Raw genomic sequence first — 11,438 nt, forward strand, 5'->3', positions numbered from 1 at the left:
TTAAACAAAACCGGGCCGGATTATATCCGGCTCGGTTTTCCATCATTTTCTACAATCGTTTTTACGTTCCGCATCAATCCCTCGTATTTAGCCCGTTTTACGGCCGAATGGCGAAATATACGGTTAAAATCATCCCGTGTAAGCTGTTGTAACCGGTCTGTGTCGAGATGAAGGAATTCATCAGAAGGCTGTAATTCATCGATAATGGTCGCACGGGCAAAACGATTCCAGGGACAAACCGTTTGGCAGGTATCGCAACCATATACTCTGTTTCCCAAATGTTCTGCAATTTCAACAGGAATAGGCCCTCGATTCTCGATCGTCTGACATGAAATGCATTTTCGAGCATCTAGCGATACCTCGGAACTGCTCAGAGCTTGTGTAGGACAGGCATCTATACACCGCCGGCATTTTCCGCAATGATTTTTCAAAGGCGAATCGGGAGTAAGAGGTAAAGTGACGACCAATTCTCCCAGAAAAAAAAACGATCCTTTACCGGGGAGTATCAATTGGGTATTACGACCGATAAAGCCCAAACCGGCCTGTTGAGCCCAATAGCGTTCGGGAATAGGTGCCGTATCGCAAAAAACACGCCCCTCACAAAAACTTAACGAACGTATATAATGCAATAGTTCGGTAAGTTTTTCTTTCATTATATCATGATAATCACGGCCGTAAGCATAATAAGCAAATTGAGGATGATCGACAGCTAACCGCTTGGCCGGGTAATAATTAAGAGCTACGACAATTACCGAACGAGCCCCCGGGACCAATGAACGGAGATCACACCTTTTATCAAAATAATTCTCCATATAAGACATACCGGCATGGCAACCTTCTGTTAACCATTTTTTCAAAGACAAACGGTATGCCTCGCTTACCGACCGGGCATCGGCTATTCCACAAGCCGAAAAACCCAATCTGAAAGCCTCTTCCTTTATCAGAGACGCGTTAACGGAGCGTTTCGAAACGGTATCCATTTTCGAGAAGCCATTCGATGGCCTTAGGTAAAACGTACCGAAGGTTCTTTTCAGCTTTCAAGGAATCGTGAAATACTACGATCGAACCGTTACGGGTATATTTCTTCACATTCTCGAGAACCAATTCAGGGTCCAGTTTTTTACTGTAATCACGGGTAACTACATCCCACATTATAATCCGGTAGCGATGGCGTAATGCCCTCACCTGAGCCAACTTCATATGACCGTGAGGGGGTCTGAAAAATATACTATCGATATATTTATCTGCTTTATCTACATTCTTCAGATAACCCGAAACTCCGAATTTAATACCTTGTATATGATTCATCGTATGATTTCCTACTTGGTGACCACGTCGTTTCAGTTCTTCAAATAAGTGCGGATTACGGGCAACATTATCACCCACACAAAAAAAAGTAGCTTTTACATCATAATGATCGAGTATATCGAGTACCCAAGGTGTAACTTCGGGAATGGGCCCGTCATCAAATGTAAGATATACGGTCTTTTCCTTTCCGGGAATCCGCCAGATAGTTTCGGGATATAACATCCGGTAAACGAAAGGAGGTTGTTCTATGAGCATGTTGTTGTTTACGAATAAGCCGGTGTCGAAGTCAAACTTCAACACCGGCTATAATAGTTTAATTTTTAATTATCGGTATCTTTAGCAGCAGTTGTAGTTTCATCTCCGTTTTGCAACATATCTTTCAGATAAGTCGACGGGTCGATTCCTACTTCTTTCAACCGTCCGATATAATCGAGCGCCTTTTCTTTTTCACCTTCGGATAGCAAAATAGGCACTACATTACGTACCATAATAAACTGATTCAACTGAATATCTCGGCTAATCGAACGCATTTGATTAGGCGTAAGTCCCATATACCATTTCAGATACTCCATCGAATTATCAGCCACTTCACAAAGTAAGTCGATTCCTTTTTTCTTTTCTCCCAATAACAGGTAATTAGCCGCCATCTGCAAAGAAAGGTAATCGTGTCGGATAGCAGTAGCCGGAATTTTTTCCATCGAAAAATCAAGTGCTTTCAACGCCTTATCGTATTTGCCTTCGGCAATGAGCGCATCGACCAGATCGCTAATCATCATACGATGCGTAAAACACATACGGCGAATATTCTCGTCGAGATATACGTTAGGATTATCTATGCCGCCCCAACGGAACTTATTTATTATGTTGTCATACATTTTCTCGGTATCGACACGTCCATCTTCACCCGTTGCAACAGGAGTCACCTGATTTGCCAATCCCACACGAGCAAAATACGGTTTCAGATTCATATACAAATCAGGCCCCACCGTCACAGCATAATAAATCGGCCGTTTCCAACCGTTTTTAGCATTCGTATTTATCATATCGAGAATAGCAATTTCGTTCATGGTTAACGTTCCTACCGATTTATATGACAAATTCATTTCGGCAGGAATTTTATCTTTCAGACTATCGGGTACAAGACCGGCTTTAACCACTGCCGCAGAATCTATAGGAATATAAAACTCCTGTGTCGGGAAGTAATTTATCTTGGCCGAATATCCCGGAACTTGCTTAGTAGCCGGATCGTCCGAAAGGAAGAAATCCATCGCGTCGTCAACAGAAAGAGGTTGCTTAAATGCATCTATCAGGTAAGCATATTCACGTTTTCCGTTTCCGTATTGTTCTCTTTTCATCGAGATAGGAAGCGGATCGGATGTATAAGCCTGGCTCTTCATCTGATCGATATACCAGTCGGTCTGCAAATAACTTAAATTACATACACGTACATCGGTACGAAAACCTTCTGTCTCCTGAGCATACCACAACGGGAAAGTATCATTATCGCCATTGGTAAAAATAATACCGTCTTCATCTACACACGATAAATAATTCATGCCGAAATCGCGAGTGGTATAACGTCCCGAGCGATCATGATCATCCCACGTCTGGCTTACCATCTGAATAGGTACGCAAAGACAAAGAAGAACAGCAATAATAGCCGATGGTACCGGTTTTATAAATCGGCTGAATCCTTTAGAAAGGGCAGCCGTACCTAAACCGATCCAAATCGCAAAGGCATAAAACGATCCTGCATAAGCATAATCCCGCTCACGAGGTTGGTAGGGAGTCTGATTCAGATAAATAACAATAGCGATACCGGTCATGAAAAACAGGAAGAAAGTCACCCAAAAACCTTCGATTCCCTTTTTACCCGAATATGCCTGGAAAAACAGCCCGATAAGGCCCAATATGAGCGGTAACATATAGAACACGTTATGCCCTTTATTATTAGCCAGATCGGAAGGGAGGTTAGCCTGGTCACCGGCGATATATTTATCGATAAAATTAAATCCTGTTATCCAGTTTCCTTTACTTACTTCACCATTACCTTGAATATCGTTCTGACGTCCCGAGAAATTCCACATAAAATAACGCCAGTACATAAAATTCAACTGATAATCGAGGAAAAATTTCAGATTCTCCCCGAAAGTAGGCTTCATAACTATACGGCTTTTTCCGTCGGGATCGGTAACCCTTACCGGTTTCCCCTTAAAATTAGTCCATTCTTTATAAGCACCTACATGATCAGGAGAAGCGGAAGGACTGTACATACGTGGGAAAAGCATACATAACTCGGGAGTATATATATAATCTTTTTTATGATCGATCACCACATAACGGTCACGTTCATTCGGATTAGCCTTAATAGCCCGACGCCAAATGGCAGGACCTTCTTTTACCATTGCCGAACCATCGTTGTTACGGGCAACATCGGCGACGAAAGTCTGTCCGTAAACCAAAGGACGGTCTCCGTATTGCTCACGATTAAGATAACTGGATAATGTAAACACGTCTTCAGGAGAATTTTGATCCATGGGAGTATTAGCTGAAGATCGTATAATAATCAGCGCATAAGAGGAGTAGCCGATAAAAATAACCATGATACATACCAGCGCGGTATTCATTATACGTAAAGCGACTTTTTTCTGGAAATAAAATAAATATATAGCCAAAGCTGCCGATAAAAGAATACCAACCCATAAACTATCACTGATAAACGGCAAACCCACCAATATTGCGCTTATCAGGAACGAGAGTTTTATCAGCTTGTCGCTACGCTGTTTATAAGTTTCGGATATAGCCCATACGAGCACTCCGATCACACAGAAAAAATAAATAATTACACCGGTATTGAATGGAGCATGAAATTGATTAACGAAAAGCAATTCGATCCAGCCGGCGACTTTCACAAATCCCGGCACTAAGCCGTAAAGCAACAATACGATAAGAGCAAACGATATAGCCAATGCGATAAGAGAACCTTTCACATTGGTATTCTTAAACTTACGGTAATAAAATACGAGAACGATCGCCGGTATACACAACAAGTTAAGCAAATGTACAGCGATAGAAACACCGATTAAATACGCGATAAGTACGATATAACGGTCGGAATGGGGTTGATCGGCGACTCGTTCCCACTTTAGGATAAGCCAGAAAACAAGAGCCGTACAAAATGAAGAATAGGCATATACCTCTCCTTCGACCGCCGAAAACCAGAATGTATCGGAGAACGCATAAGCTAATGCACCCACCATGCCGCATCCCAGTATCGTGATCATGTGTGAAAGAGACATATTATTTTCGTCTTCATCCTCTTTCAGAACGATTTTTCCGGCAAGATGAGTAATCGTCCAGAACAGTAACAAAATTGTTCCCGCACTCAACAACCCCGACATCAGATTTACCATATAAGCTACCTGGGAAGGATCGGAGGCGAAATTGGCAAAAAAACGGGCTGTAAGCATGAAGATAGGGTTTCCGGGAGGATGTCCCACTTCGAGTTTATAGGCCGATGAAATAAATTCGCCGCAATCCCAAAAACTGGCCGTAGGCTCGAGGGTCAGGATATAAGCAGTGGCTGAAATAGCAAATGCCAGCCAGCCGAAAATGTTGTTCAATAATTTGTATTGTTTCATGTTGAAAATGTAATGTCGTCTCGTTTTGAGGTTACAAATGAGCCACAAAGATAAAAAAAGAATATTTATAACCGTTTTAAAAGTTTTTAATTGTCGTAATTTTCACGTATTTACACGATTAAACGGGTGAAATACGCAATATTCGAACAGAATCGGTTAATTTTTATTACTTTCGCAGAGATTTGTTCCTAAACGGCGATCGACAATACAATGAATAAAACGGTACTGTCTATATTATCATTGACTGCATTTGGTCTCTTGTTGGCAGTAATATCATTATTTTGCGGCGGATTAGGATTCGGGCGGCTATTTAGATTATATGGTTTTATGGAAAATGCCTTTATAGGAACGCTTATAGTTTTAAATTTGCTGATCATTCATAAAGTCTTTAAGCTATATTTCATTTTTCCTAAAGCTATAATGCTATTATTCGGCCTAGAATGTTGCTCTATACTTTTGTGGTTTGCTTTTATTTATTTTGACAAAAACTTGTTAGATTGGCAAATTACAAACTATTTGTTAAAAATTACCGGTCTATATGGTTTCGAAGGAGACGAACGGGGACTGAATATGATTGCGGTTTTAAGTGGCATTATTTATCCGTTTATCGGGATCGGTTGTTTATTTACCGGAATGAGACTAATAAAAAAGATAGTAACAACGAAAGAAAACATCTGACAGTATTTCTTTCATGCCAATATAAATTATGAAAAAACACTTGTTAGTAGCCGGAGCCGGAGGATTTATCGGAGGATTTATCGTTGAAGAAGCGCTGAACAGGAGTTTCGATACCTGGGCGGGAATCCGCAAAAGTACGAGTCGCGAATTTCTCACAGATAAACGTATCCGATTTATCGACCTGAATTACTCCGATAAAGATAACCTTGTCGAACAACTCCTGTTACTGAAAAAATCGGGTCTTGTTTGGGATTATATAATATGGAATCTCGGTGCGACCAAATGTTTGAATAATTCCGACTTCGACAAAATAAATTTTGGCCTGTTACGGAATTTTGTAGATGCACTCATAGAAGCCGGCACCGTTCCCCGGCAATTTATCATGATGAGCAGCCTGGGGGCATGGGGTGCCGGAGATGAAAAAAATTATACTCCTATCTGTCCCGAAGATATCCCCAATCCCGAAACCCAATACGGAAAAAGTAAATTAAAAGCGGAAAAATACCTGCGTTCGCTACCGGGATTTCCTTATGTTATATTGCGTCCCACAGGCGTTTACGGTCCCCGTGAAAAGGATTATCTTCTTATGATGAAAACCATAAAAGCAGGATTCGATTTTTCGGTCGGCTACCGAAAACAGTTTATTACTTTTATTTATGTAAAAGACCTCGTTAAGGTCATGTTTCTGGCGATCGTAAAAGGGGTCACGCAAAAAGCCTACTTCATCAGCGACGGAAGTGCATACACATCTACACAATTCCGTAAATATGTAGCAAAAGCCTTGGGAAAGAAAATTGTAATTCCCGTACGGTTACCTCTATTTGTGGTAAAAGCAGTCTCCTGCATTTCCGGATACTTATCGAGTATTACCGGAAAAGCCGCAACCCTTAACACGGATAAATATCGCATTATGAAACAACGTAACTGGATATGCGACATCTCGGCCACAGTTTCCGAACTGGGCTTCTACCCCGATTATCCTCTCGACAAAGGAGTTGCAGAAACTGTAAACTGGTATAAAGAAAATGGTTGGCTTTAACCCGACGCAATACGGTCGAAAATAAGATTTCGCAATTAAAAAGAAAAGACTAATTTTGTACCGTTCAATTTAGTGATAATGAAAAAGATAAAAACAGTATGCGTATATTGCGCCTCGAGTTCTAAAGTCGATAAAGAATATTTCGGCGCAGCCGTGGAGTTGGGGAAAATACTGGCTGTCCATGATATTACCTGTGTCTGCGGTGGCGGCAATCAGGGACTGATGGGAACTTTATCCGACAGCGTACTGGAATCCGGTGGTAAAGTAATCGGAGTTATCCCTCGTTTTATGCAAGATGAAGGCTGGTGTCACAATAACCTGACTCGCATAATTACAACCAAAGATATGCATGAACGCAAACAAACGATGGCAAACCTATCGGATGCTGTAATCGCAATGCCCGGAGGCTGCGGGACTCTCGAAGAACTACTCGAGATCATTACCTGGAAACAATTGGGTTTATATCTTAATCCGATCGTCATACTTAATACTAAAGGATATTACGATGGGCTCATCGAGTTATTCGACCGAGCCATCAGAGAATCGTTTATGCGTCCCGAACACAGCAAGCTTTGGGAAACAGCTACATCCCCGACAGAAGTATTACCCGCTTTCTACCGTTCACAGGAGTGGGACGGCAGCATACGTAAAATCGCAGCCATATAAATTCGCACATGCACGATACTACAGACATAGCCTCTCCCACCTTAGATCTGCGCATCGAAAATCCGGCCGATACCCTCACACGAGACACAATCGAACACCGGCAAATACAAGCAGAAAAAACCGATACGGCAGAATTCGTACCCCAATACATAAATGGGTTATCTAAAGTCTGCATCAAACCGGTACCCAATCCCGTTATCGAATATCCTGTCGCTACTATAGTAGTTCCTGAAGGAATCGAAGGAGAGCATCGGAATCCGAAATTATGGGAGAATAATGGAGTCACCATTCTTCTCTTAGCTGTTTTTCTGATGGTAAGTATATCTTTCAGGCCGGGTATACGCCTCATCAACCAAATGATCGATTCTCTTTTTAACATAAGAGATCATAAGGGGGCATTTACCGGGGTAACAGTAACCGAAACTCGTTTGCGTATTATTCTGCAAATACAAACCCTTATTCTCGAAGGAATTTGCCTGGCATGGTTCTGTAACCTCACTCTCCCACAAACTTCCCTATCGATATTTCCGATGGTTATTATAGCCATTGCCTCGGTAACCCTGTATTATCTTCTGCAAAAGCTGTTATACGGATTTATTGCCTGGGTATTTACTCAAAAAGCCGAAGCGGGAATTTGGCTGAGTAGCAACGTCACACTCCATTCCCTGTTAGGAATAAGCATGTTTCCTCTTGTTTTTATTCTGATATACATCCCTCAACTATCTTTATACGCATTTATATCTGCCGGGGTATTATATATTGCTTCACGTATTATCTTTATTTATAAGGGAGTTAAGATTTTTTTGAGAGATATTTATGGATTACTTTACTTTATTTTGTACCTTTGTGCCCTTGAAATAGCACCTTTATTTTTGTTAATTAAAGGAGTTATGTGGATATATAATATAGTTGAATTAAAAGCTCTGTTATTTTGAAAATTAAGAAAGTTCTCGTTTCGCAGCCCAAACCGGCATCGGAAAAATCTCCTTATTTCGATATTGCTGAGAAATACGGAGTAAATATCGAGTTCCGTCCTTTCATCAAAGTCGAAGGATTAACGTCAAAAGAATTCAGGCAACAAAAAATTTCAATACCTGAGTACACTGCCGTTATTTTCACTGCCCGCACTGCGATCGATCATTTTTTCAGGCTTTGTGAAGAATTGAGAGTGAATATTCCGGATACCATGAAATATTTTTGCGTAACCGAATCGGTTGCACTTTATCTGCAAAAATATATCGTTTATCGCAAAAGAAAAATATTTTTCGGTAATTCGGGAAAAATAGATGACTTGGTCCCTGCTCTGGTAAAACACTCGGGAGAAAAATTTATTTTCCCGGTCTCAGACGTACATACTGATACCGGTATCCTCGATAACAATAAAATAAACTATACCAAAGCGGTTATGTACCGTACGGTAAGCAACGACTTTGCTCCAGACGAGAAATTCGATTACGACATGTTAGTATTTTTCAGCCCTTCGGGAATCAATTCTTTACTAAAGAATTTCCCCGACTTCGAGCAAAAAGAAATTAAAATCGGATGTTTCGGCCCGACGACGGCAAAAGCTATTCGCGATGCCGGCTTACGACTCGACGTTGAAGCTCCCCGTCCTGAAGCTCCGTCGATGACCGCAGCACTAGAACTGTATTTAAAAGAAGTAAATAAATCTTCGAAAAAATAATTTTCAAAAAAGAAGGATGGGTAGTTTCGTCCATTCTTCCGAAAAAGAGGAAACACCCCTGTTACAATGATTTGTAACAGGGGTGTTTTGTTATATCCTAAATTTAAAATAACATTCATAGACAAAAGCCACAAAGACTTTCGTTTCACTTTTTTCAATCAATAAAAAATATTCTCCATTAACTTTATATATAATAATCATTAAAAAAAAATCATTATAGTCTTATTTTATGATTACCGATTGTCTATTCCTTAAATCATCTGCATCACGAATCAAGAAAGATATAATTTATAATGCCATTTAACCATTACAATATTATGAAAACAAAAATTTTTATATTTTTACTTTGTTCTACTTTTTTGTCCGAACTACATGCAGCCGGGTATACGATTTATCCTATACCGCAAAAAATGACCACAGAGATTACCGAGATCACCCTCACCCGAAAAATAAATGTTATCGTCGAAGACGGCGTCCGCAATATTACAATAGAACGCCTGAAAGAAGTTTTCGCAAAAGCCGGTTATAAGCTACTGATCAATCCGGCAAAATCAACCTCACAAACTCAATCTAATCTTTGGATCGGGATAAACGGATCAGAAGGTCCGGCCGATAAAGCCACTTCAATTTCCCGTTCGGTATTCACTCCCGGAAATAATAAATTCGACCCTTATATCCTCCAAATAAAAAATACATTACCTAAAGGAAAAATCGTTATCCTCGGTAATAACGAAGGTTCTGCATTTTATGCGATGGCCTCTCTCGAACAAATATTGGAACAAGCTAAAGGAGGTCCCTTAAAAGAAACGTCAATAGAGGATTTCGCCTATATGCAATATAGAGGGATCGTAGAAGGATTCTACGGATATCCGTATACCATGGCATGCCGTCTGAGCCTGTTAGAATATTGTAAAAGATACAAAATGAACCTTTATGTATATGGGCCCAAAGGCGATCCCTATCACTTGGGATACTGGCGCAGAGATTATCCCACAAGCCTTACTCCCGCCGAAAAAGAAAACAATATGATTACGCAGGACGACCTGCGAATACTGGGGGAAAAAGCATTAGCATGTAATATTAATTTCGTATGGGCAGCACATCCGGCAATGCAAGACAGTATCAGATTTTCGAGCCAATTGTTGATGAATCCCGGTATAGATGCTATTATGCAAAAATTCGACCATCTTTACAATTTGGGTATCCGGGGATTCGGTGTTTTTATCGACGATATAGCTTACACGCCACAAGGAAGCATGCAAGCCTATTTGGCCGATCAAGTAGAAAAAAAGCTCGCTTCTCATTATAATACTTCCGACTCCCGGCCTGAAGACCGGGTCTCACCCTTATTTTTCGTACCTACAACATATGCGCTTAATTATGGTAATTCATATACACTCAGAGACTTAAAAAACGTCGATACCCGTACTGTGATCGCCTTTACCGGGTATGACTGTTTCTCAAACATACGTGGTAGCGCATGTACCGATATGGCCGAAAGAATAAACCGTAACCCACTCATGTGGTGGAACAATCCGGTAAACGACGACCACGATGACCGCCTGTATATGAGAAAACTTACAACTCACTGGAAGATAGAAGATAAGCAGCCCATTTCCTCTCTTTTAGGTCTTATACTCAATCCTATGGCACAAGGGCAAGCCTCAAAAATAGCCCTTTTCGGAGGTGCAGACTATGCGTGGAATCCCGCAGCTTTTAACGACAATACCAACTGGGAATATGCAATTGCCAGTATTTCGGGTGGGAATACTAAAATAAAAGACGCACTACGTACATTTGCTCTAAATGCCGACGCTTTTTAGTAGAACCCGAAAATCTTAAATCCTTATATGATTCTTTCCGAAACGAATATTCAGCCGATCACCTTCCCTCTGTAACAGATCAGCTCATTTCAGAAATGCAAAAAATACACAATGCATGTGCTGTATTACAAACGATGAAAGACAGTAATGATAAAGACCTTGTTTTACTTTATGGTGAAATAAAAAGCTGGATTGCCAAATTAGAGGCGATGAGCGATGTTATCCTAAAATCATTACAATTTTTGAAATGCAAAGGTGAAGATAATTCTTCCCGGAAAAGTTATCTTATATTACAGGATAAATATAACACTTTACATACCGATTCGGCATATTTTATAACTCAACTCGAGGGATCAGGTACGAATACTATTAAAAAGATTTATGAAGTACATCCTTCGCAAATAAATATGGAGTCATTTATCGATTATATCGTGCCATTAACTAAAAAATATGCGTCATCATTGCACGAATGCCAGAAGTAGGCAAAATCAAAAGATTTTATCTGCGTTACAATTTATTACATAGCTAACTGATAATGAACCAATTTACCGATCAGGACAACAACAATTACTATTGTATTCTTCTTTAAAAGTTCTGTC

At 40.4% G+C, this 11,438-nt stretch carries 10 protein-coding genes; 7 read left to right on the forward strand and 3 right to left on the reverse strand.

Annotation, left to right across the window (positions count from 1 at the left end):
• Positions 1–20: 20 nt before the first annotated feature.
• The 3 genes from queG to NMU02_RS00090 form a co-directional block, all read right to left on the reverse strand.
• Positions 21–980: a tRNA epoxyqueuosine(34) reductase QueG gene (gene queG, locus NMU02_RS00080; RefSeq protein WP_255024965.1), complete on the reverse strand. Its 960-nt coding sequence runs from the start codon at positions 978–980 to the stop codon at positions 21–23.
• Positions 952–1,563, reverse strand: coding sequence for a polysaccharide deacetylase family protein (locus NMU02_RS00085; protein ID WP_255025439.1), 612 nt, complete (start codon positions 1,561–1,563; stop codon positions 952–954). Before NMU02_RS00085 ends, queG begins: the two co-directional genes overlap by 29 nt.
• 65 nt (positions 1,564–1,628) lie before the next feature.
• Positions 1,629–4,949 carry a DUF2723 domain-containing protein gene (locus tag NMU02_RS00090; protein ID WP_255024966.1) on the reverse strand — a complete coding sequence of 1,107 codons (3,321 nt, stop codon included), beginning with the start codon at positions 4,947–4,949 and terminating at the stop codon, positions 1,629–1,631.
• Positions 4,950–5,159: 210 nt separating this feature from the next.
• Here NMU02_RS00090 and NMU02_RS00095 point away from each other — a divergent pair, with 210 nt between their 5' ends.
• The 7 genes from NMU02_RS00095 to NMU02_RS00125 all read left to right on the forward strand — a co-directional run bounded on the left by NMU02_RS00095 (position 5,160) and on the right by NMU02_RS00125 (position 11,321).
• A complete protein-coding gene (locus tag NMU02_RS00095; RefSeq protein WP_255024967.1) occupies positions 5,160–5,627 on the forward strand; it encodes a hypothetical protein in 468 nt (155 codons plus the stop codon).
• A gap of 28 nt (positions 5,628–5,655) precedes the next feature.
• Positions 5,656–6,666: an NAD-dependent epimerase/dehydratase family protein gene (locus NMU02_RS00100; RefSeq protein ID WP_255024968.1), complete on the forward strand. Its 1,011-nt coding sequence runs from the start codon at positions 5,656–5,658 to the stop codon at positions 6,664–6,666.
• Positions 6,667–6,744: 78 nt separating this feature from the next.
• Entirely contained in the window at positions 6,745–7,332 is a 588-nt protein-coding gene (locus NMU02_RS00105; RefSeq protein ID WP_255024970.1) for an LOG family protein, read from the forward strand.
• 8 nt (positions 7,333–7,340) lie between these two features.
• On the forward strand, positions 7,341–8,267 hold the full coding sequence (locus NMU02_RS00110) for a DUF4271 domain-containing protein (RefSeq protein ID WP_255024972.1): 927 nt from the start codon (positions 7,341–7,343) through the stop codon (positions 8,265–8,267).
• Positions 8,264–9,016, forward strand: coding sequence for a uroporphyrinogen-III synthase (locus NMU02_RS00115; protein WP_255024974.1), 753 nt, complete (start codon positions 8,264–8,266; stop codon positions 9,014–9,016). Before NMU02_RS00110 ends, NMU02_RS00115 begins: the two co-directional genes overlap by 4 nt.
• A gap of 317 nt (positions 9,017–9,333) precedes the next feature.
• Positions 9,334–10,839 carry a glycoside hydrolase family 84 protein gene (locus tag NMU02_RS00120; RefSeq protein ID WP_255024975.1) on the forward strand — a complete coding sequence of 502 codons (1,506 nt, stop codon included), beginning with the start codon at positions 9,334–9,336 and terminating at the stop codon, positions 10,837–10,839.
• A 95-nt stretch (positions 10,840–10,934) separates the two neighbouring features.
• On the forward strand, positions 10,935–11,321 hold the full coding sequence (locus NMU02_RS00125) for a hypothetical protein (RefSeq protein WP_255024977.1): 387 nt from the start codon (positions 10,935–10,937) through the stop codon (positions 11,319–11,321).
• Positions 11,322–11,438: the final 117 nt, after the last annotated feature.

Source organism: Coprobacter tertius, from assembly GCF_024330105.1.
GTDB classification, from domain to species: Bacteria; Bacteroidota; Bacteroidia; order Bacteroidales; family Coprobacteraceae; genus Coprobacter; species Coprobacter tertius.

Excerpts from the sequence above, each read along its gene's own strand:
- NMU02_RS00110 (WP_255024972.1), top strand. The coding sequence starts at position 7,341 with ATGCACGATACTACAGACATAGCCTCTCCCACCTTAGATCTGCGCATC.
- NMU02_RS00085 (WP_255025439.1), bottom strand. The coding sequence starts at position 1,563 with ATGCTCATAGAACAACCTCCTTTCGTTTACCGGATGTTATATCCCGAA.
- NMU02_RS00125 (WP_255024977.1), top strand. The coding sequence starts at position 10,935 with ATGCAAAAAATACACAATGCATGTGCTGTATTACAAACGATGAAAGAC.
- queG (WP_255024965.1), bottom strand. The coding sequence starts at position 980 with ATGGATACCGTTTCGAAACGCTCCGTTAACGCGTCTCTGATAAAGGAA.
- NMU02_RS00090 (WP_255024966.1), bottom strand. The coding sequence starts at position 4,949 with ATGAAACAATACAAATTATTGAACAACATTTTCGGCTGGCTGGCATTT.
- NMU02_RS00095 (WP_255024967.1), top strand. The coding sequence starts at position 5,160 with ATGAATAAAACGGTACTGTCTATATTATCATTGACTGCATTTGGTCTC.
- NMU02_RS00100 (WP_255024968.1), top strand. The coding sequence starts at position 5,656 with ATGAAAAAACACTTGTTAGTAGCCGGAGCCGGAGGATTTATCGGAGGA.
- NMU02_RS00120 (WP_255024975.1), top strand. The coding sequence starts at position 9,334 with ATGAAAACAAAAATTTTTATATTTTTACTTTGTTCTACTTTTTTGTCC.
- NMU02_RS00105 (WP_255024970.1), top strand. The coding sequence starts at position 6,745 with ATGAAAAAGATAAAAACAGTATGCGTATATTGCGCCTCGAGTTCTAAA.